Source organism: Parafrankia sp. EUN1f (assembly GCF_000177675.1).
Lineage (GTDB): Bacteria > Actinomycetota > Actinomycetes > Frankiales > Frankiaceae > Parafrankia.
Map to the genome: position 1 here is coordinate 35,420 of NZ_ADGX01000028.1, position 20,797 is coordinate 56,216.

The 20,797-nt window shown below is 71.4% G+C and carries 19 protein-coding genes; 18 read left to right on the forward strand and 1 reads right to left on the reverse strand.

Annotated elements, in window-relative coordinates; genetic code table 11:
- The first annotated feature begins 2 nt into the window (after window positions 1–2).
- The 7 genes from FREUN1FDRAFT_RS10985 (at window position 3) to nusB (ending at window position 5,970) form a co-directional block, all read left to right on the forward strand.
- Window positions 3–1,007 carry a shikimate dehydrogenase gene (locus FREUN1FDRAFT_RS10985; protein WP_006540101.1) on the forward strand — a complete coding sequence of 335 codons (1,005 nt, stop codon included), beginning with the start codon at window positions 3–5 and terminating at the stop codon, window positions 1,005–1,007.
- A gap of 5 nt (window positions 1,008–1,012) precedes the next feature.
- Window positions 1,013–1,675: an A24 family peptidase gene (locus FREUN1FDRAFT_RS10990; RefSeq protein WP_006540102.1), complete on the forward strand. Its 663-nt coding sequence runs from the start codon at window positions 1,013–1,015 to the stop codon at window positions 1,673–1,675.
- 103 nt (window positions 1,676–1,778) lie between these two features.
- The gene (gene aroC, locus FREUN1FDRAFT_RS10995; protein ID WP_006540103.1) at window positions 1,779–2,963 is read left to right on the forward strand and encodes a chorismate synthase; all 1,185 of its coding nucleotides are present in this window, start codon (window positions 1,779–1,781) and stop codon (window positions 2,961–2,963) included.
- A gap of 2 nt (window positions 2,964–2,965) precedes the next feature.
- A complete protein-coding gene (locus FREUN1FDRAFT_RS11000; RefSeq protein WP_006540104.1) occupies window positions 2,966–3,595 on the forward strand; it encodes a shikimate kinase in 630 nt (209 codons plus the stop codon).
- Window positions 3,595–4,704: a 3-dehydroquinate synthase gene (aroB, locus tag FREUN1FDRAFT_RS11005; protein WP_006540105.1), complete on the forward strand. Its 1,110-nt coding sequence runs from the start codon at window positions 3,595–3,597 to the stop codon at window positions 4,702–4,704. The genes FREUN1FDRAFT_RS11000 and aroB overlap by 1 nt, the downstream gene beginning before the upstream one ends.
- A gap of 208 nt (window positions 4,705–4,912) precedes the next feature.
- Complete coding sequence (efp, locus tag FREUN1FDRAFT_RS11010) at window positions 4,913–5,476, forward strand: elongation factor P (protein ID WP_006540106.1); 564 nt, start codon at window positions 4,913–4,915, stop codon at window positions 5,474–5,476.
- Window positions 5,473–5,970, forward strand: a complete 498-nt coding sequence (gene nusB / locus FREUN1FDRAFT_RS11015; protein WP_083828653.1) for a transcription antitermination factor NusB — start codon at window positions 5,473–5,475, stop codon at window positions 5,968–5,970. The genes efp and nusB overlap by 4 nt, the downstream gene beginning before the upstream one ends.
- Before the next feature lie 303 nt (window positions 5,971–6,273).
- Here the strand turns inward: nusB and FREUN1FDRAFT_RS11020 are convergent, their stop codons facing one another.
- The gene (locus tag FREUN1FDRAFT_RS11020; protein ID WP_006540108.1) at window positions 6,274–6,771 is read right to left on the reverse strand and encodes a transcriptional regulator; all 498 of its coding nucleotides are present in this window, start codon (window positions 6,769–6,771) and stop codon (window positions 6,274–6,276) included.
- A gap of 463 nt (window positions 6,772–7,234) precedes the next feature.
- On the opposite strand from FREUN1FDRAFT_RS11020, the gene pyrR reads away from it, so the two are divergent.
- The 11 genes from pyrR (at window position 7,235) to coaBC (ending at window position 20,734) form a co-directional block, all read left to right on the forward strand.
- Window positions 7,235–7,942 (forward strand): bifunctional pyr operon transcriptional regulator/uracil phosphoribosyltransferase PyrR, encoded by a 708-nt coding sequence (gene pyrR / locus FREUN1FDRAFT_RS11025; RefSeq protein ID WP_006540109.1) that lies wholly within the window; start codon window positions 7,235–7,237, stop codon window positions 7,940–7,942.
- A gap of 43 nt (window positions 7,943–7,985) precedes the next feature.
- The gene (locus tag FREUN1FDRAFT_RS11030) at window positions 7,986–8,915 is read left to right on the forward strand and encodes an aspartate carbamoyltransferase catalytic subunit (protein ID WP_006540110.1); all 930 of its coding nucleotides are present in this window, start codon (window positions 7,986–7,988) and stop codon (window positions 8,913–8,915) included.
- Window positions 8,912–10,267, forward strand: coding sequence for a dihydroorotase (locus FREUN1FDRAFT_RS11035; protein ID WP_006540111.1), 1,356 nt, complete (start codon window positions 8,912–8,914; stop codon window positions 10,265–10,267). Before FREUN1FDRAFT_RS11030 ends, FREUN1FDRAFT_RS11035 begins: the two co-directional genes overlap by 4 nt.
- Complete coding sequence (locus FREUN1FDRAFT_RS46130; protein WP_006540112.1) at window positions 10,264–11,883, forward strand: hypothetical protein; 1,620 nt, start codon at window positions 10,264–10,266, stop codon at window positions 11,881–11,883. Before FREUN1FDRAFT_RS11035 ends, FREUN1FDRAFT_RS46130 begins: the two co-directional genes overlap by 4 nt.
- A 73-nt stretch (window positions 11,884–11,956) precedes the next feature.
- Window positions 11,957–13,138, forward strand: a complete 1,182-nt coding sequence (gene carA, locus FREUN1FDRAFT_RS11045; protein ID WP_006540113.1) for a glutamine-hydrolyzing carbamoyl-phosphate synthase small subunit — start codon at window positions 11,957–11,959, stop codon at window positions 13,136–13,138.
- Window positions 13,138–16,413, forward strand: a complete 3,276-nt coding sequence (gene carB / locus FREUN1FDRAFT_RS11050; RefSeq protein WP_006540114.1) for a carbamoyl-phosphate synthase large subunit — start codon at window positions 13,138–13,140, stop codon at window positions 16,411–16,413. The genes carA and carB overlap by 1 nt, the downstream gene beginning before the upstream one ends.
- Window positions 16,414–16,504: 91 nt before the next feature.
- On the forward strand, window positions 16,505–17,368 hold the full coding sequence (gene pyrF / locus FREUN1FDRAFT_RS11055) for an orotidine-5'-phosphate decarboxylase (protein WP_085948868.1): 864 nt from the start codon (window positions 16,505–16,507) through the stop codon (window positions 17,366–17,368).
- 245 nt (window positions 17,369–17,613) lie between these two features.
- Window positions 17,614–17,934 carry an integration host factor, actinobacterial type gene (gene mihF / locus FREUN1FDRAFT_RS11060; protein ID WP_006540116.1) on the forward strand — a complete coding sequence of 107 codons (321 nt, stop codon included), beginning with the start codon at window positions 17,614–17,616 and terminating at the stop codon, window positions 17,932–17,934.
- A gap of 472 nt (window positions 17,935–18,406) precedes the next feature.
- Window positions 18,407–18,958 (forward strand): guanylate kinase, encoded by a 552-nt coding sequence (gene gmk / locus FREUN1FDRAFT_RS11065; protein WP_006540117.1) that lies wholly within the window; start codon window positions 18,407–18,409, stop codon window positions 18,956–18,958.
- 136 nt (window positions 18,959–19,094) lie between these two features.
- Window positions 19,095–19,379, forward strand: a complete 285-nt coding sequence (rpoZ, locus tag FREUN1FDRAFT_RS11070; RefSeq protein ID WP_018503033.1) for a DNA-directed RNA polymerase subunit omega — start codon at window positions 19,095–19,097, stop codon at window positions 19,377–19,379.
- A gap of 122 nt (window positions 19,380–19,501) precedes the next feature.
- Window positions 19,502–20,734 carry a bifunctional phosphopantothenoylcysteine decarboxylase/phosphopantothenate--cysteine ligase CoaBC gene (gene coaBC, locus FREUN1FDRAFT_RS11075; RefSeq protein ID WP_035951287.1) on the forward strand — a complete coding sequence of 411 codons (1,233 nt, stop codon included), beginning with the start codon at window positions 19,502–19,504 and terminating at the stop codon, window positions 20,732–20,734.
- Window positions 20,735–20,797: the final 63 nt, after the last annotated feature.

The window sequence follows — 20,797 nt, forward strand, 5'->3', positions numbered from 1 at the left end:
CCGTGGCGATCAGCTCAGGCGACCGCACGGAGCCCACCGGGGTGGGCCCGGTCGCTCGCCGTGCGGCGGTGCTCGGCGCGCCGGTGGGGCACTCCCTCTCGCCGACGCTGCACATGGCCGCCTACACCCGCCTCGGTCTCGATCTGACCTATACCGCGATCGAATGTGACGAGGCCGGCCTGCCGGCCATGCTCGGCCGCCTGCGCGACGAGCCCGGCTGGGCCGGTGTCTCACTGACCATGCCGTTGAAGACCGCGGCGGTCGAGCTGATCGACGAGGTCGATCCCACCGCCGCGCTTCTGGGCGCGGTCAACACCGTGGTCGTGCGGTCGAACGGTCACCTGGCCGGGTTCAACACCGATGTCGACGGGGTCGGGTACGCGTTGCGTCGGCTTCTCGGCCGGGCGGTTCCGGTCCAGCCGCTCGTGCTCGGGGCGGGCGGGACCGCCCGTGCGGTCGTCGCCGCGCTCGCGCGGGCGGGAACACCCCGGGTCGCCATCGTGGCCCGCCGCCCGGGTGCGGTCGCGGAGCTCGTCGGGATCGGTGCCCGGCTCGGAGTCGCGGTGACGCCGCTGCCCTGGGGAATCCTCTCGGGCGGCGTGCCGCCCGGCCCGGATCTGGTGATCTCGACGACTCCGGCGGGTGTGACCGACACCCTGGCCCGCCAGGCGTGGCCGGTGACGTGCCCGCTGCTGGAACTGCTCTACCACCCCTGGCCGACAGCGCTGGCCGCGTCGGCGTACCGCTCCGGGGCCCGGGTCATCGGCGGCCTGGAGGTTCTGGCCGGTCAGGCGGTCGGCCAGGTGCGCCATTTCACCGGCCGCGCGGTGGATGAGGGTGTCCTGCTCGCCGCCGGCCTCGCTGCCCTGTCCGCGCGCAACGCCGGCCCGGCGGCGCGGCCGGACCCGGCTGTGGGAACGGACCTGGCTGCGGGAACGGACCCGGACCGTGCGGCGGCTGGTCCGGCGGGTGATCCGGTGGCCGCCGGTCCGGGTTCTGGCGGATGAGTGCGATGACGGCCGCGGTGACCGCCGCGGCCGTCGTCTGCGCGGCACTACCGGTGCCCGTGCTGCCGTCGGTCGTCGGTGCCTTCGGGCCGATGGACGGTGTGCCGCCGCGGCGAGCGGTGCCCAACCGGCTCGTGCTCGGGGCGGTCACCGTCGCGGTGCTCGCGGCGGTCGCGGCGGCCGTCTATCCGCACACGGGCCGGCTGCCCGCCTATCTGTTCCTGGCGGTCGTCGGCGTCGTGCTGGCCGCGGTCGACCTGCGGGTCCATCGCCTGCCCGACCGGATCGTCCTGCCGTCGTACGCGGTGCTGGCGGCGCTGCTCGTCGTTCCCACGGTGGGGGAGGGCACCCCGGACCGCCTGTTACGGGCGCTGCTCGCGGGCTTCGCGGCCTGGCTGGCGTACGGGGTGCTGTACCTGCTGCCGGGAAGCGGGCTCGGTCGCGGGGATGTGAAGACGGCCGGTCTGCTCGGGCTCGCGCTGGGCTGGCTGGGCTGGCCGGCGGTCGCGCTCTGGCTGGTCGCGGCCACGATGACCGCGGGGATCACCGCGCTGACCCTGCTGATCCTGCGGCGGGTGTCCAGGCGTGATCCGATTGCCTATGGGCCGTTTCTGCTGATCGGGGCGCTGGTCGCGGTGCTCGGCACCGGCTGGGGCCCGGCAGGCTGACGGGCTCCCCGGAGGATTTATCTGTGTGATTTACCTGGTCAGTCCGGCTGGGTGCGGTATCGGGCGGTCGTCCCTCGGCTGAGCGCCGTGAAAGACTGGTCCCATGGTGCGCTGGTTGACGGCGGGGGAGTCCCACGGCCCCGCTCTGGTCGCGACAGTGGAGGGGCTGCCCGCGGGGATCCGCGTGTCCAGCGCGGAGATCGGAGACGAGCTCGCCCGCCGCCGGCTCGGCCACGGCCGTGGCGCGCGGATGAAGTTCGAGCGTGACGTGGTCGAGATGCTCGGTGGCATTCGCCACGGGGTCAGCCTCGGTGGGCCGGTCAGCATTGTCGTTCGCAACACCGAGTGGCCGAAGTGGCAGCAGGTGATGTCGCCCGACCCGATCGACCCGGCGGAGCTTGCGGGTCTGGGCCGCAACGCGCCGCTGACCCGCCCGCGGCCGGGTCACGCCGACCTCGCCGGCATGCAGAAGTACGGTTTCGACGACGCGCGGCCGGTCCTGGAGCGCGCCAGCGCCCGCGAGACCGCGGCGCGGGTGGCGCTGGGCACGGTCGCCAGGGCGCTGCTGCGCCAGGCGTATGGCATCGAGATCGTCTCGCACGTCGTGGCGATCGGCGCGGTGGAGGTCCCGCCGGGCACGCCACCGCCGGTCTCGCTCGGCGTGGTCGACGCCGACCCGGTGCGCTGCGCGGACCCGGCCACCAGCGAGCGCATGGTCGCCGAGATCGACGCCGCGCACCGTGACGCGGACACACTCGGCGGCATCGTCGAGGTGCTCGCCTACGGCTGCCCGCCGGGGCTGGGGAGCTATGTCCACGGTGACCGCCGGCTGGACGCGCGGCTCGCGGCCGAGCTCATGGGCATTCAGGCCATCAAGGGCGTCGAGTTCGGTGACGGGTTCCGCACCGCCCGGCGGCGTGGGTCGGTCGCGCACGACGAGATCGAGCCGGTCGACGGGCCCGGCATGCGGGTGCGGCGGGCCAGCGACCGGGCCGGCGGGGTTGAGGGGGGGATGACGACCGGCGATCCACTGCGGGTCCGCGCGGCGATGAAGCCGATCTCGACGCTGTCGCGGCCACTCGCCACGATCGACGTGGCCACCGGCGAACCCGCGGTGGCCATCGCCCAGCGGTCCGACGTCTGCGCCGTGCCCGCGGCCGCCGTGGTCGCGGAGGCGATGGTCGCGCTCGTGCTGGCCGACGCGGCCCTGGAGAAGTTCGGGGGGGACTCCGTGGAGGAGACCCGGCGCAACTGCGAGGGCTACCTGAAGTCGTTGGCGGTGCACTGACGATGCGAACCGGGCACGAGGCCCCGGCGGCCACGGACAGCGTGGTGGCCGACAGCGGGGCGGTCGGCAGCGGGGCGGTGGCGGGTGTGGCCGTGGGCTCCGGGGAGCAGGTTCGTCCGGGTCCGCTCGCGGTCCTGGTCGGCGCGCCGGGTGCGGGGAAGAGCACGGTCGGGGTGGCGCTCGCGCGGCGGATCGGCGTGGAGTTCCGTGACACCGACCTGGACGTCGAGTCCAACCTCGGGATGAGTGTCTCCGACGTGTTCGTCGAGCACGGCGAGGAGTATTTCCGCGCGGCCGAGCGGTCCGCGGTACTGGCGGCCCTGGCGGAGCACACCGGCGTGCTGGCGCTCGGCGGCGGGGCGGTGCTCGACGCCGACGTCCGTGCCGAGCTGGCCGGGCACTGGGTCGTCTACCTCGATGTCAGCGCCTCCGCCGCGGCCAGGCGGGTGGGGCTCGCCCGTGACCGGCCTCTTCTCGTCGAGGGTCCGCGCACCCGGCTGGCCGCGTTGCTGAAGGCCCGGCGCCCGCTCTACGAGGAGGTGGCCTCCCTCACGGTCGACACCGGTGCCCTCGAGGTCGAGGACGTCGTCGCGGCGATCCTGGTCGAACTCGCGGGGAGGATGAGCCGCTGATGCCGGCGACAAAGGTCTCTGATGTGGTCCGGATCGAGGTCGCCCCGGCCGGCGACCGCTCCTACGAGGTGGTGCTCGGCGAAGGGGTGCTCGGCGAGCTGGATGCGGTCGCCGCGGGGCGGACCAGGGTCGCGGTCATCCACCCACGTGCGTTGCGGGCCACCGCCGCGACCGTTGTCGCCGCGCTGCGCGCGCAGGCGGGCGCGGAGGCGCACGCGGTGGAGGTGCCCGACGGCGAGGAGGCCAAGCAGCTCCGGATCGCCGGTGAGTGCTGGGACACACTCGGGCGCCTCGGGTTCACCCGGGACGACCTCGTCGTCGGCCTCGGCGGTGGGGCGACCACGGACCTGGCCGGGTTCGTGGCCGCGGGCTGGCTGCGCGGTGTCGACGTGGTCCAGGTGCCGACGACGGTGCTCGGGATGGTCGACGCGGCGGTGGGCGGCAAGACCGGCATCGACATCGATGCGGGCAAGAACCTGGTCGGCGCGTTCCACCAGCCGCTGCGTGTCCTCTGCGATCTCACGACGCTGACGACCCTGCCCGCGGTGGAGGTCCAGGCCGGCCTGGCCGAGGTCGTCAAGTCGGGTTTCATCGCGGACCCGCGCATCCTCGAGCTGCTGGAGGCTGATCCGACCGGGGCGGCGCATCTGCCCGAGCTGGTGGAGCGTTCGATCCGGGTCAAGGCGGCGGTGGTGTCCGGTGACCCCCGGGAGGCCGGGGGCAGGGAGATCCTCAACTACGGTCACACCCTCGCGCACGCCATCGAGAAGATCGAGAACTTCACCTGGCGTCATGGCGCCGCGGTCTCGGTCGGGATGGTGTTCGCCGCGGAGCTCTCCCGGCGGGTCGCGGGCCTTGATGACACCACCGCCGCGCGTCACCGTGAGCTGCTGCGGGCGATCGGGTTGCCGGTGGAGTACCGCGGGGACCGCTGGCCGAGCCTGCTCGACGCGATGCGGGTCGACAAGAAGGCACGCGGGCGCCGCCTGCGTTTCGTCGTGCTGGAGGCCCTTGGCCGGGCGCGGTCGTTCGACGATCCGGAGCCGGAGCACCTGATCGCCGCGTATCGGGCCGTCGCCACGGGAGGCGGGCCCGTGGTGGAGGGCTGACGGCGAGCGGACTGGGTGCGAGCGGACTGGCGGACAGCCGGCGGGCGAACCGGCCGCCAGCTCTCGGAGCGCCGCCAGTTGGCCTGTGCGGCAGTGGCGATCCGGATCTGTAGACTTTGCCGCGGCCAGAAACGGTGACGAGCGACAGGCTGGCGATCGAGTACGGATCGATCGACCGGGCGGCGACCGGAACGGAGAGACACGCGCAGTGGCGACAACGAACGACCTGAAGAACGGCATGACGCTCGACATCGACGGGGTGTTGTGGAACGTCGTCGGATTCCAGCACGTCAAGCCGGGCAAGGGCGGGGCGTTCGTCCGGACGACGCTGAAGAACGTGCTTTCCGGCAAAGTCGTCGACCGGACCTTCAACGCCGGCGTCAAGGTCGAGGTAGCGACGGTGGATCGTCGCGAGATGACCTATCTGTACCGGGATGGCACCGATTTCGTGTTCATGGACAGTGAGTCCTACGAGCAGATTCCGGTCCCGCCGGACGTGGTGGGCACCGTCGCGGACTACATGCTCGAGAACATGACGGCGACGGTGGCGCTGCACGACGACGCACCGCTGTATGTGGAGCTGCCGGCCAGCGTCGAGCTGACCATCTCGGCGACCGACCCGGGTGTCCAGGGTGACCGGTCGACCGGCGGGACCAAGCCCGCGAAGCTCGAGACGGGTGCGAACATCCAGGTCCCGCTGTTCATCACCACGGGTGAGAAGGTCAAGGTCGACACCCGCGATGGTCGGTACCTCGGTCGGGTGACGAACTGAGCGCCAGGTCCAAGGCGCGAAAGCGCGCGCTCGACATTCTCTACGAGGCGGACATGCGGTCGTTGCGGCCGATGGAGACCCTGGCCGCCCGCCGTGCGCAGTCCGACCCCCCGGTGCCTGACTATGCCTCCGACCTGGTCGAGGGCGTAGTCGCGCATCTTGGCGACATCGACCGCCATATCGCCAGCCATGCGCAGGGGTGGGCGATCGACCGGATGCCTCCGGTCGATCGCAACATCCTGCGGATCGCGGTGCTCGAACTGTTCTGGCGGACCGACGTGCCGGACGGCGTCGTGATCGACGAGGCGGTGCGGCTGGCGAAGACCATCTCCACCGAGCGGTCGCCCGCGTTCGTGAACGGTCTGCTGGCCAGCCTGCTGCAGGAGAAGCCCCAGCTGCTGCGGGAGGGCCCTGAACCGGCCGAGCTGGCGGGGGCTGGCGAGGATGCGGCGCGGGCCGAAGGCGCGGCGCGCACGGAGCCGGCCGAGAGCTGATCAGCCGACCGTGAGCTGATCGGAGCGGGAGTCCGCTCGCGGGTGATGGTTTCGAGCCGGGTGACGGTTCGATCGGGCTGTCGGGCCCGGGAAGCCATGGTGTCCCGGTACGTCACCGCTGTGACGTACCGGGTCTTCCCCCAGAGAAGATCACTACATGGTGCTGGCGTGCGTGATGCTGGATTGCCCGCTGTTTCGGTGCTGAGCGGCCGGTACCCCCCGGAACCAGCTGCCCCTCGTGCGATGTTCTGGCGGTGCGATGTTCTGGTGCGCCCGGTCAGGCGTCGGACCTAGGCGTCGGACCTAGGCGTCGGACGCGGCCGGCTCGCTGCCCTGCTCGGGTGAAAGCACGCCCCACGACACGAGCTGCTCGGTGAGCTTGCTCGGCGAGGTGTCGTAGATCACCGCGAGGGAGCGCAGGTCCTCGTAACGGATAGAGAGCACACGCCCGTTGTAGTCGCCGCGCTGGCTCTGGATCGTGGCCGCGTACCGGGCCAGCGGACCGCCCTGCTCCTTGGGAACCTGCGCGAGACGCTCCAGGTCGAGGACGATGCGCGGCGACTGCTCCAGCGGCGCCACGGTCGAGCCCTCGGGGAGAAGCTCGCCGACCGGAACGCCGTAGAACTCGGCCAGCTCAGAGAGCCGCTGGACGGTTACCGCGCGGTCCCCCCGCTCGTAGGAGCCCACCACGACGGCCTTCCACCGACCGTGCGACTTCTCCTCGACGCCATGGAGCGAGAGCCCCTGCTGGGTGCGTATCGCGCGCAGCCGAGCACCGAGCGCCTTCGCATAGTCGGACATCGAAGTGCCCACTCCTGTCGTGGTCGATCAGTTGGAACCGAGGGCTCTTGCCGCCGGCGGTTACCGATAGTAGTGCCCGCCGGGTTGAGACTCGACACCCGGGGGGTCGTGTCGCCTCTTTCTTTGTACCACTTTCTGTAGCCTTCCGGTTGCGGCCGGCATTAGCGCTGTCGGCACTTCCCGGCTACGGTGGGGATCTGTGCTCGTCGTCTGCCTACGGTGACGTGTAGTGACGATTGAAGTCGTCGGTATACGGAGCATCGTGATTCACGTCACTCTCGGCAACGGCTCGCCAAGGTTTGTGAAGCCGTGTGCCAGACCCGTCCGTGTGAGGACGACGTGTTCCTCGCCGTCGCCCCCCATGCCGCACTGACCGGCTTCGCTGCTCCTGACCTGGCTGGTACGGTCGCGGGGACCGCTCCTTTAAGGACCGTCCAGTGAGGCGGGGAAGGAGGGACACCTCGTGGCTGCGGCCGCGCAAGGCGATCCTGCCCGTAACACACCCGGAAACATGCCGGGGGCCACCTCGCGCCCACATGCCGAGGACCCCGACGGCCCGGTGGACGTGGTGGGCCGGACCAGCGACGATGACTCCGTGGCCGGGCCGCGCGGGCGTGCCGACAGGCCTGGCCTGAGCCGTACTGTGCTCTCCGCCGCCGATATGAACCGGGTTGTGAGCCGGATGGCGCACCAGGTGCTGGAGAAGACCTCGGGCGGTGACGGTGTACTCCTGCTCGGCATCCCGACTCGTGGTGTTCCGCTCGCGCAGCGGCTGGCGCGCAGAGTGGCCGCGGTCGAAGGCGTGAATCTGCCGGTCGGTTCGCTCGACCCGACGATGTACCGGGACGACCTGCGACTGCGCGGAGTTCGCCCACTCGAGGTGACCGAGATCCCGGAATGCGGCGTGGACGGAATGGTCGTCATTCTCGTGGATGACGTCCTGTACTCGGGCCGCACCGTCCGGGCCGCGCTCGACGCGCTCTCGGCCTACGGCCGGCCGCGTGCGGTCCAGCTCGCCGTGCTGGTCGATCGAGGCCACCGCGAGCTCCCCATCCGAGCTGACTACGTGGGGAAGAACATGCCCACCTCGCGACGCGAATCGGTCGCCGTTCGGCTGCGTGAGGTCGACGGCGCGGACGCCGTTCTCATCGTCTCCGCGGACGCGCTGTGACCGCGCCCGCGAGCAGGCGCCGCACCGGACCTCGGCGGTGGGTGTGAAACGCCACCTGCTCTCCACCGCTGACCTGCTGCTGGACGACGCGCTGCTCGTGCTGGACACAGCGGACCGGATGGCGCGGGTCGCCGACGCGCCGGTCCGCAAGCTGCCGACACTTCGCGGCCGGACCGTCGTCAACCTCTTCTTCGAGGATTCCACCCGCACCCGCACCTCCTTCGAGGTCGCCGCCAAGAGACTGTCGGCCGATGTGATCAATTTTTCGGCGCGAGGGTCAAGCGTGTCGAAGGGCGAGAGCCTGAAGGACACGGCGCAGACCCTGGAGGCCATGGGGGCGGATGCGGTGGTCTGTCGCCATTCGGCCAGTGGCGCGCCGCACCGGCTCGCCTCCTGGGTGCGCGGCAGCGTGGTGAACGCGGGGGATGGGACGCATGAGCATCCGACCCAGGCCCTGCTCGACGCTTTCACGATCCGCCGCCGGCTCGGCCGGGTGGACGGGCTCGCCGTCACGATCGTCGGGGACGTCCTGCACTCCCGGGTCGCGCGGTCGAACATCTGGCTGCTGACGACGCTGGGTGCGCAGGTCACCGTGGTCGCGCCGCCGACCCTGCTCCCGCTGGGCATCGACGGGTGGCCGGTCGGGGTCTCCTACGACCTCGACGCGGTGCTGCCCAAGAGCGACGTCGTGATGATGTTGCGCGTGCAACGGGAACGGATGTCCGCGGCGTTCTTCCCCAGCGAGCGGGAGTACAGCCGCCGTTACGGCCTCGACGCGGACCGTGCCGCGCTCATGCCGGAGCACGCGCTGGTGATGCATCCCGGGCCCATGGTCCGGGGCATGGAGATCGCCTCCTCCGTGGCGGACTCACCGCGGTCGACGGTGGTCGACCAGGTCGCCAACGGGGTGAGTGTCCGGATGGCAGTCCTCTATCTGCTGCTGGGTGGCGGCACCGACCGGGAGACCACATGACATCGGTGATCGTGCTGCGTGGCGTCAGCCCCCTGGGGGGCGACCCCCGAGACCTGGTGATCGCGGGCGGGCGGATCGCCGCGGTCACCCCGCCCGGCGGCGGTGAGCACACCAGCGTCGTCGCGGAGGCCGCCGACGGTGCGGCCGGCGGAACCCGGCGCGGCCCACTGATCGTCGACGGTGCGGGCCTCATCGCACTGCCCGGGTTCGTCGACCTGCACACACATCTGCGCGAGCCCGGGCGCGAGGATGCCGAGACCGTCGAGTCGGGCACGCGGGCCGCGGCGCTTGGTGGCTACACGGCGGTGTTCGCGATGGCGAACACCGACCCGGTCGCGGACACCGCCGGAGTGGTGGAGCAGGTGTGGCGGCTCGGCCAGGACGCCGGGCACTGCGAGGTGCGTCCGGTCGGTGCCGTGACCAAGGGGCTCGCCGGCTCGCAGCTCGCCGAGCTGGGAGCCATGGCGACGTCCGCGGCCGCCGTGCGGATGTTCTCCGACGACGGGCACTGCGTGTCCGACGCACTGCTTATGCGTCGCGCGCTGGAGTACGTCAAGGCGTTCGACGGCGTGGTCGCGCAGCACGCGGAGGAGCCCCGGCTCACCGCCGGCGCGCAGATGAACGAGGGCGCGATGGCCGCCTGCCTCGGCCTGCCCGGCTGGCCCGCGGTCGCCGAGGAGGCGATCATCGCGCGTGACGCGCTGCTCGCCGGCCATGTCGACTCGCGCCTGCACGTCTGTCACGTCTCCACGGCCGGCTCGGTCGAGATCATCCGGTGGGCGAAGGCGAAGGGGTGGCGGGTCACCGCCGAGGTGACCCCGCACCACCTGCTGCTGACCGAAGATCTGGTGGCCTCGTATGACCCGGTGTACAAGGTCAATCCGCCTTTGCGTACCAAAGCCGACACAGAGGCACTGCGAGCCGGGCTGGCGGACGGCACGATCGACTGTGTGGCAACTGATCACGCCCCGCATGCACCAGAGGACAAGGAAACCGAGTGGGCCGCCGCTCGGCCGGGGATGCTCGGGCTTGAGACGGCGCTGTCGGTGGTGATCGAGACGATGGTCACGACCGGGCATCTCGACTGGGCCGGTGTGGCCGACCGCCTGGCAGCCGCGCCCGCGCGGATCGGCGGGGTGGCCGACACCGTGCTGGACGTCGCGCAGTTCGCGCAGGTGGGTACGCCCGCGACGCTGACACTGCTCGATACTCAGGCGCAGCGGGTGATCGACCCGGCAGCCTTCGCCAGCCGGAGCACGAACACCCCGTACCGTGGCCGAACCCTCCCCGGGGTGATCCGCGCGACCTTCCTGCGGGGCCGTCCCACCGTGCTCGACGGGAAGATCGTATGAGTTCGACGTCCCGCGGAGCCCCCACTTTGGGGATGGCGCCATTCGCCCTGGCCGGGCCGGTCGTCGCGGTCGGCAGACCGAGTGGCGCGGCCCTGCACCTCCTGCTCGCCTTCGGGTTGTTGTTGCTCGCGGTGGCCTTCGTCGGCGCGATGCGACGGGCCTGGAGCAGCCGGACGCAGGAGCAGGAGGAGGACCTGCCGGACCTGCCCGAACCACCGGAGCAGACCGGGAACGTGCTGGCCGCGCCGCTGCGCGGAAGGTATCTCGGCACCGTCGACGCGGGGCACTGGCGGGAGTGGATCGCGGCCCGCGGGCTCGCCGGGCACGACGGCGACTACATCGCCGTCTACGAGCAGGGGGTCCGGGTCGACCGGGACGGCCATGCCTTCTGGATTCCCCGCGAGGCCGTGCGTGGCGCCCGGCTCGAGCGTGGGCATGCGGGGAAGGTCGCCGCGCCGAGCCGGCTCGTGGTCGTCGCCTGGTCCTTTGACGGCCGGGAGCTGGAGACCGGGTTCCGTGGCGAGGACAGGGCGCGCCAGCCCCGGGTCGTGCGATCCGTCCACGACCTGATCGGGCCGATGCCGACGGCGCCACTGCCCGGCGACATCACCTCGCCGCATGCGGTGCCGCGGGTTCGCGCCAGGTTGAGACCGCGCGTCACGACGCCGCGTCCTACGCCCCCTCCCGGGGCGGTGAGTCCCTCGGCCGCCGGTGGCGCCGTTCCCGGTCCCGCCACGATGCCGATTCCGGTGATCGGTCGCCAGCCCCGCCGGCGGAGTGGGAATCCGCTGCCGGGGAACCAGCCGGGGCTGGCCGCGAACGGCACGGCCGGCCATCCGGTGGGGACACCCCACCTGGGCGGGCCGACGAGCACGTCGCCCGTGCCGACCGGTCCCGTCCCGACTCGTCCGGTCCCGACGGGCCCTGTCCCGACCCGTCCGGTCCCGACGGGCCCTGTCCCGACCGGCGCGGCTCACCCGGGATCGCACGAGGTGGAGGCCCACACCACCGGCATCCGGCGTACGGGGGCCCACGGTGTGGTCTCCTACGGCGGTTCGCTCGCCGGCGGCGGCACCCAGGAGACGGCGGAGTCCGGCACGGGTGGATACCCCACAGGTGGCTATCCGACCACCGCGGGCTATCCGACCGGGGGCTACCCCGCGGGTACGCAGACCGGGGGCGTCCCGGTGGCAGGCGGGCATGCGACGGGCGCGCACGGGTTTGCGGCGGGCGCGCACAGCACGGGCGCGTATGAGACGCAGGGGTACGACACGGGCGGTTACCGCACGGCCGGTTACGACACCGCCGGGTTCGACCAGGGCGGGTTTGACACGGGTGCCTATGGAACGGCCGGCCACAGCGCCGTGCCGCCCGGTACCCGCAGCTACGACACCGGTGCCTACGACGTGGGGCACCTTCCCGAGCGGGAGCGGCCGGGGCAGTATTCCGGGCCGGGTGCGACCGGCTATCACGGCGGTCAGCCCGCCGACGCCGCGCGCCAGCCGTGGGCCGGCGCTCCGGCCGCGGGCTGGTCCCCTGACCCGGATCGCGACGCGTTCGCTGTACCCCCGCCGCCGTCGTCGCCGACGGGCGAGCGGGTGCCGGGATGGGAGTAACGACGATGACCACCAGACGGGTGACAAGCGACATCACCGGCACGAGTGGCAGGAACAGGGCAGAGGTGAGCCGGTGAGCGGCTTCGACAGGGAGCCCGCCCCGCTGGACGGCGGGCGGCCGGGAACGGGCCGGCAGGCGGTGCTCATGCTGGAGGATGGCCGGAGCTTCGCCGGGGAGGCCTTCGGGTCGGTCGGCGAGGCGTTCGGTGAGGCGGTCTTCTCCACCGGAATGACCGGATACCAGGAGACGCTTACCGATCCGTCATACCACCGGCAGATCGTCATCATGACGGCGCCGCACATCGGCAACACCGGTGTGAACGACCTGGACTACGAGTCCGAGCGTATCCAGGTCGCGGGCTTCGTGGTGCGGGACCCGAGCCGGCTCGCGTCGAACTGGCGGGCGCAGCGCACCCTCGACGAGGAGCTCGAGAACGCCGGCGTGGTCGGGATCAGCGGGATCGACACCCGGGCGCTCACCCGCCACCTGCGCGAGCGGGGCGCGATGCGTTGCGGGATCAGCAGCACCGACACGGATCTCGACTCGCTGCTGGAGCGGGTTCAGGCCTCGCCCGAGATGGTGGGTGCCGACCTCGCACCGGAGGTCAGCACCACCACTCCGTATGTCGTCGAGGCGCGGTCGGGCCTGCCGGTCTTCCGGATCGCGGCCCTCGACCTGGGCATCAAGCGCAACACGCCCGTCTCCATGGCCGCGCTGGGCTGCGAGGTGCACGTCCTGCCGGCCCGCAGCACCGCCCAGGAGCTGCTGGCGCTCTCGCCCGACGGCGTCTTCCTCTCGAACGGGCCCGGTGACCCGGCCAGCGCCGACTACGCGGTCGAGACGCTCACCGGCGTGCTCGACGCGGGCGTCCCGGTCTTCGGGATCTGCTTCGGCAACCAGGTGCTCGCCCGGGCGCTGGGGTTCGAGACGTACAAGCTGACCTACGGCCACCGGGGCGTCAACCAGCCGGTCGCCGACACCCGGACCGGTCGGATCGCCGTGACCAGCCACAACCACGGCTTCGCGGTGCGCGCACCGCTCACGGAGACCACCGACACGCGCTACGGGCGCGTAGCGGTGAGTCATGTGGCCCTCAACGATGACGTGGTCGAGGGCCTGACCTGCCTGGACGTACCGGCATTCAGCGTCCAGTTCCATCCGGAGGCGGCGCCTGGCCCGCACGACGCCCACGGACTGTTCGACCGGTTCTGCGGCCTCATGGCGGCCGGCAGGCGGAAGCGGGGAGAAGCCTGATGCCCAGGCGCGAGGACCTGAGGTCCGTGCTGGTGATCGGCTCCGGGCCGATCGTGATCGGCCAGGCGTGCGAGTTCGACTATTCCGGCACCCAGGCCTGTCGGGTGCTGCGGGCCGAGGGCCTGCGGGTGATCCTGGTCAACAGCAACCCGGCGACGATCATGACCGATCCGGAGATCGCCGACGCGACCTACATCGAGCCGATCACCACCGAGATCGTCACGAAGATCATCGAGCGGGAGCGCCCGGACGCGATCCTGGCGACGATGGGCGGCCAGACCGCGCTCAACACCGCGGTCGCCCTGCACGACGCCGGGGTGCTGGAGCAGTACGGGGTGCTCCTGATCGGCGCCAACATCGACGCCATCCGCTCCGGGGAGGACCGGCAGGCGTTCAAGGACATCGTCGCGTCGGTGGACGGTGAGACCGCCCGCAGCGCGATCTGCACCACGGTCGAGGAGTGCCTCGCCGCCGCGGACGAGTTCTCCTACCCCGTCGTGATCCGTCCGAGCTACACCCTCGGCGGCGCCGGCAGCGGCTTCGCGCACGATGTCGAGGAGCTGCGCCGGATGGCCGCCTTCGGCCTGGCGGCGAGCCCGTCCACCGAGGTGCTCGTCGAGGAGTCCGTGCTCGGCTGGAAGGAGTTCGAGCTCGAGCTCATGCGCGACCGCGCCGACAACGTGGTCGTCGTCTGCTCGATCGAGAACATCGACCCGATGGGCGTCCACACCGGCGACTCGGTGACGGTGGCGCCCGCACTGACCCTGACCGACCGTGAGTACCAGCGCATGCGCGACATGTCGATCGCGGTCATGCGTGCGGTCGGGGTGGACGCGGGCGGGTGCAACATCCAGTTCGCGGTCGACCCGGCCACCGGCCGCCAGGTCGTGATCGAGATGAACCCCCGAGTGTCCCGCTCCTCCGCGCTGGCGTCGAAGGCGACGGGCTTCCCGATCGCCAAGATCTCGGCGAAGCTGGCGCTCGGTTACACCCTCGACGAGATCCCCAACGACATCACGCGCACGACCCCGGCCGCCTTCGAGCCGACTCTCGACTACGTGGTCGTGAAGGTGCCGCGGTTCGCCTTCGAGAAGTTCCCCGGTGCGGACACGACGCTGACCACGACGATGAAGTCCGTCGGCGAGGCGATGGGGGTCGGCCGCAGCTTCGCCGAGGCGCTGCAGAAGGCGCTGCGGTCGATGGAGCAGCCCGGCCTCGCGTTCAGCTTCACCACACCGACCGAGTCCGTCGAGGACCTGCTCGCCGAGGCACGTGTCCCGCACGACGGGCGGCTGCGCTGCGTGCAGCAGGCGCTGCTCGCCGGCGCCGAGCCCGCCGAGGTGACCGCGCAGACCGGCATCGACCCCTGGTTCGTCGACCAGATCGTCTACCTCAACGAGATCGCCGCGTCGCTGACCCGTGACCCGGAGGGGATCCGCCGGGCGAAGCGGGCCGGCTTCTCCGACGCCCAGCTCGCGGCCCTGCTGGGCACCAAGGAGGACGTGGTCCGGTCGTTCCGGCATCGGGCCGGGATCCGTCCCGTCTACAAGACGGTCGACACCTGTGCCGCCGAGTTCGCGTCCGAGACGCCGTATCACTACTCGTCGTACGACGAGGAGACCGAGGTCGCGCCCAGCGACCGCCCGCGGGTGATCGTGCTCGGCAGCGGGCCCAACCGCATCGGCCAGGGCATCGAGTTCGACTACGCCTGCTGCCACGCGGTGATGGCGCTGTCCGAGGCCGGATACGAGGCGGTGATGGTCAACTGCAACCCGGAGACGGTCTCCACCGACTACGACACCGCCGACCGCCTCTACGTCGAGCCGCTGACCGTCGAGGACGTGCTGGAGGTCATCCACGCCGAGTCGCAGGCGGGCCCGCTGGCCGGAGTGATCGTTTCGCTGGGCGGCCAGACGCCGCTCGGCATCGCCGCCGCGCTGGCCGACGCGGGCGTGCCGATCGCCGGCACCCCGCCGAAGGCGATCCACCTCGCCGAGGACCGCGGCCAGTTCGGCCAGGTGCTCGACAAGGCGAACCTGCCCTCGCCGCCGCACGGCGTGGCCACCTCGTATGCCGAGGCGCGCACTGTCGCTGACCGGATCGGCTACCCGGTGCTGGTACGGCCGTCCTACGTGCTCGGCGGCCGCGGGATGGAGATCGTCTACGACGACGCCATGCTGCGCGACTACATCGAGCGGGCGACGCAGATCTCGCCCGAGCACCCCGTGCTTGTCGACCGCTTCCTCGACGACGCGATCGAGATCGACGTCGACGCGCTCTACGACGGCTCCGAGCTGTACCTCGCCGGAGTGATGGAGCACATCGAGGAGGCCGGGGTGCACTCCGGTGACTCCGCCTGCGCGCTGCCCCCGATCACCCTCGGGCGTTCGGAGCTCGACCGGATCCGCGAGTCGACCCGGCTGATCGCCGAGGGCGTCGGCGTGCGCGGGCTGCTCAACGTGCAGTACGCCCTGCAGTCCGACGTCCTGTACGTCCTGGAGGCCAACCCGCGGGCCTCGCGGACCGTGCCGTTCGTCTCCAAGGCGACGGCGGTCCCGCTGGCCAAGGCCGCGGCCCGGGTGATGCTCGGCGCGACGGTGCCCGAGCTGCGGGCCGAGGGCCTGCTGCCGGCGCATGGTGACGGCGCGACGCTGCCGCTGGACTCGCACATCTCCGTCAAGGAGGCCGTGCTGCCCTTCGGTCGCTTCCGCGACGCGGGAGGCCACGGAGTGGACACCGTGCTCGGCCCGGAGATGCGTTCCACCGGCGAGGTGATGGGCATCGATGACGGCTTCGGGACGGCCTACGCCAAGTCGCAGGCCGCCGCGTACGCGTCGCTGCCGACCTTCGGACGGGTGTTCGTCTCGGTGGCGAACCGCGACAAGCGGGCGATGATCTTCCCGATCAAGCGGCTGGCGGATCTCGGTTTCGTCGTCTACGCGACAGCCGGGACGGCGGACGTGCTGCGGCGCAACGGGGTCAAGGCCGTGGTCCTGGGCAAGCATCGGGCTCCCAGCGAGGACCTCATCGACTGCGTTGAAATGATCACCTCTGGCCAGATCGATCTGGTCATCAACACACCCTGGGGTGTCGGACCGCGGCTGGACGGCTACGAGATCCGCACCGCCTGCGTCAGCGCCGGGGTTCCCTGCATCACGACCATCCAGGCGGCTGCCGCGTGCGTGCAGGGTATCGAGTCCCTCGTTCGGGGTGAGCTCGGGGTGCGACCGCTGCAGGACTACCACGCCGCGTTGCGGGCGGCCTGGGAGAAGTGACGGCGGCGCCCGCACGGGTGTCGCCCGTGCGGGCGCCGGCTCCGATGGGCGCCGGTTCCGAACGGGCGGCGCTCGAATGGGTGGTGGATGGATGACAGGGGGCCGACCGGTGACGTCACAGAACCGTTCGTGGGTGCCGCCGGCCGGCCGGCCGCCGATCGCGGTCGCGCTGGACGCCCCGGACGGGGCCACCGCGCTGGACTGGGCTCGCGCGGTCGCTCCGCACTGCGCCGTCCTGAAGATCGGCATGGAGCTCTTCCTTCGGGAGGGTGGCGTGGTGGTGAATGCGCTGCGTGACGAAGGCCTGCTGGTTCAGGCGGGTTCGGTCGGGTCTGCCGGGGCGTGCAACGCCCTCGGATCCCTGACGGAGGGTGACCACTCCGCACTGCCGAGCTCGGTCGATCCGGCCGGACCGGTCGGATCGGCACCGGAGCTCTTCCTCGATCTGAAGCTGCACGACATCCCGGCGACGGTCGCCGGCGGGATGCGTTCGCTGGCCGTCCTGGCGCCTCGGTTCGTGACGGTGCACGCGGCCGGAGGGGCCGCGATGATTCGGGCCGCGGTCGAGGCGGCGCCCGAGGTTCACGTGACCGCGGTCACGGTTCTCACCTCTCTGGATGCCGCCGCGCTCGCCTCCATCGGCCTGTCGGGACCGCCCCCGGACGCCGTTCGCAGACTCGCCGTGCTCGCCGTGGAGGCCGGCGCGAGGGCTCTCGTCTGCAGCCCGAAAGAGGTCTCCTTGGTCCGCGGAGAGCTCGGCGAAACTGTGACTCTCATCACACCTGGGGTCCGTCCGGAGGGCTCGGAGCAGGCCGACCAGGCACGTGTCGCAACCCCGGAACGGGCGCTCGCGGACGGTTCGGACCTTCTGGTGATCGGTCGTCCGATCACCTCCGCGAGCGATCGGGCCGTGGCCGCCGCCACTCTCGCCGCCAGGGTTACTCCACTCCGGTAGGTCGTTGACCTGCGGAAACGCCACTCGGTGCAGGTCGGGGCGCTCCTGGTGTCCGTCGGCCGGTACGGTGGGGCCGCCAAGGTCCGAAAGCGTCCTGCGCATGCGACACAGGGCATTCATCCGATCAAAGGCTGTGTCTTGTGGGGACAATGCCCGGCGATCGGCGTGATGCAGCTCGGCTGGACCGAGGAGCCTCTTCCTCGCTAGTTTGCGCGGCGCGATCACCACATTGAGGAGGCGTACCCGTGACCCTGCCGCCCCTGACGCCCGAGCAGAGGGCCGCCGCCCTCGAGAAAGCTGCGCTGGCTCGTAAGCAGCGTGCCGAACTCAAGGAGCGGTTGAAGAAGGGGGAGATCAGTCTTGCCGCGGTTCTCGAGCTCGCGGATGGCGATGAGGTCGTCGGCAAGATGAAGGTTTCCGCGGTCTTGGAGTCGCTTCCCGGGGTGGGCCGAGTTCGGGCCCAGAAGATCCGGGAGCGACTTGGAATCAGCCCCACCCGCCGCCTGCGCGGGCTCGGGGCCAAGCAGCGTGCCGCGCTCCTGGAGGAGTTCGGCGCCGGCGCATGAGTGACCGTGGCGCGGCGTGATGGACCTGCGTTCCCGGGAACACCGGTAACGGCCCGTGACGGTCTTCACCTGTTGGTGTTGATGCCGCGAGGCGTCGACACGTTCCGGTGTCACGGCAGTTCATTGCGTTGCGTCAATCGCTTCGGTTGCTCAATCGCCGGCGGGACGCCGATGCGTTCTCATCGAATGCCGGGGCCCAAAGCCCCCGGCATGCTGATGGCGCTCGCATCCGTTAGGCGCGCCGGTCGGGTGCCATCCGTTGGGCTACCCGACCGGGAACCCTTTGGGCTCGCATACACCTGAGGTGAGTGCGGGAACCCATACTTTGATGGCATCTAGATGACGATCCTCCGTCTGCTGACGGCAGGGCGGCGGTGGATGTTCGGGGCGCCGCGTCCCGGCCACGGCCGGGGCGTCGACGTGCCCACCACCGAACCTGCGCCGCCCCCCGGGCGGGCTCTAAGGTGTCGGAATGGGACTCACCGTGTTGTCGGGGCCGTCGGGAGTGGGCAAGGGCACGATCGTTGCCGCCGTCCGCCGGCTGCACCCGGAGGTCTGGGTGTCCGTCAGCGTGACGACGCGCGCGCCGCGCCCGGGTGAGACCGACGGCGTCGAGTACCACTTCGTCGACGCCGAGGAGTTCGCCCACATGGTCAAGGTGGGCGAGTTCGTCGAGCACGCGATGTTCGCCGGGCACGCCTACGGCACCCCCCGCGGGCCACTGGAGGAGCGGATCGCGGCCGGTGCGCCCTGCCTGCTGGAGATCGAGCTGCAGGGCGCACGGCAGGTCCGGTCCGCCATGCCGCAGGCCCGTTTCGTCTTCCTCGCCCCGCCCACGTGGGACGAGCTCGTCCGTCGCCTCACGGGGCGGGGCACCGAGGGGGCCGACGTCATCAGGCGGCGTCTCGACCGAGCCCGCATCGAGCTCGCCGCCGAGACGGAGTTCGACGAGGTCATCGTGAACGACGAGGTCACAGCCGCCGCGGAGCGGTTGGTAGGCTTGATGACCAGCTCGTCACACTAGTGTGACGAGCGACGCTGTGTACGTACGGCACCGCGTGCACGCGCGGCACCGCTGTACCCACGGCATCGCTGTACCCAAGGGCCCGGCCCGCGCCCGCCGTGGCGCGGCCTCCCATCGCCCCACCCGGAAGGACACCGTGTCCGGTACCGTCGCCCAGCCTGAGGGCATCACCAACCCGCCGATCGACGAGCTGCTCGAGGCCACCGACTCCAAGTACAGCCTCGTGATCTACGCCGCCAAGCGGGCTCGTCAGATCAACGCCTACTACTCCCAGCTCGGTGAGGGCCTCCTGGAGTATGTCGGCCCCCTCGTCGAGACGACGAGTGCGCAGGAGAAGCCGCTGTCGATCGCGCTTCGCGAGATCAACTCCGGCCTCCTCACCCACGAGACGATCACCGACCCGCTGCCTCCGGTCTCCTGACCAGGCGGGCTCGCCGGTGTTCGCCGTGACGATCGAGGCCGTGCGCCGGCCCGCGGCACCCGGTGGGTGACACGCCCGTGTCACCCACACCGCCCTCGTCGCCGCCACCGCCCCCCGGGGAGGTGCCCTCGGGCGACGCCGGCCGGCGGCCCAGGGTGGTCCTCGGTGTGTCTGGTGGGATCGCCTCCTACAAGGCCGTCGAGGTCCTGCGCCAGCTGACCGAGACCGGGCACCAGGTGCGCGTCGTCCCGACGGCGGCGGCCCTGCGGTTCGTGGGCGAGGTCACCTGGGCGGCGCTGTCCGGGCAGCCGGTCAGCACCGACCTGTTCACCGATGCCGAGGACGTCGCGCATGTCCGGGTCGGCCGGGAGGCCGACCTCGTGCTGGTCGTGCCGGCCACCGCCGACCTGATGGCACGTGCCGCGGCCGGCCGCGCCGACGATCTGCTCACCGGCACCCTCCTGACCGCGACCTGCCCGGTGATCTTCGCCCCGGCCATGCACACCGAGATGTGGCAGCACCCGGCGACCCGGGCGAACGTGGCGCTCCTGCGGGAGCGGGGCGTCCTGGTGCTGGAGCCGGCGGTCGGTCGGCTGACCGGAGCCGACTCCGGCCCGGGCCGGCTGCCGGACCCGGTGGAGATCGCCGCGGTCGCCCGGGCGGTCCTCGCCCGTGGTGCCGGCGGGGCCCGGCTCGATCTCGCCGGCCGGCGCGTTCTCATCAGCGCCGGCGGCACCCGTGAGTACCTCGACCCCGTGCGTTTCCTCGGGAACGCCTCCAGCGGCCGGCAGGGGTACGCGCTTGCCCGGGCGGCGGTGGCCCGCGGGGCCGAGGTCACCGTCGTCGCGGCGAACGTGGCGCTGTCCGACGTCGCGGGTGCGTCCATCCTGCGGGTCGGTTCGGCGGAGCAGCTGCGGACCGCGGTGCATGAGCACGCGCCGGGCGCCGACGTGGTGATCATGGCGGCCGCGGTCGCCGACTTCCGGCCCGCGGCGGAGCATCAGTACAAGATCAAAAAGGATGCCCGGGCGCCGGAGAGCATCGAGCTGACCCGGAATCCCGACGTCCTCGCGGAGCTCGTCCGCGACCGGCGGCCAGGTCAGGTCCTGGTGGGGTTCGCGGCGGAGACAGGCGGCCCCGACGGCGGGGTGCTGGAGCTCGCCCGGGCCAAGCTCGCCCGCAAACCGGTGGACCTCCTGGTGGTCAACCAGGTGGGCGCCGGGCTCGGCTTCGAGGTCGAGCACAACAGCGCAGTGCTGCTGGACCGGGCCGGCACAGCGACGGACGTCCCGCTGATGAGTAAGGACCTCCTCGCGCACCGCATTTTCGATCATGTTGTCGGTATGCTCGGATGAGCCCGCCGTGGGCGGTGCGCCTACTACTGATTCAACCTCGGTAAACTGCGTCGGTATCAGTCC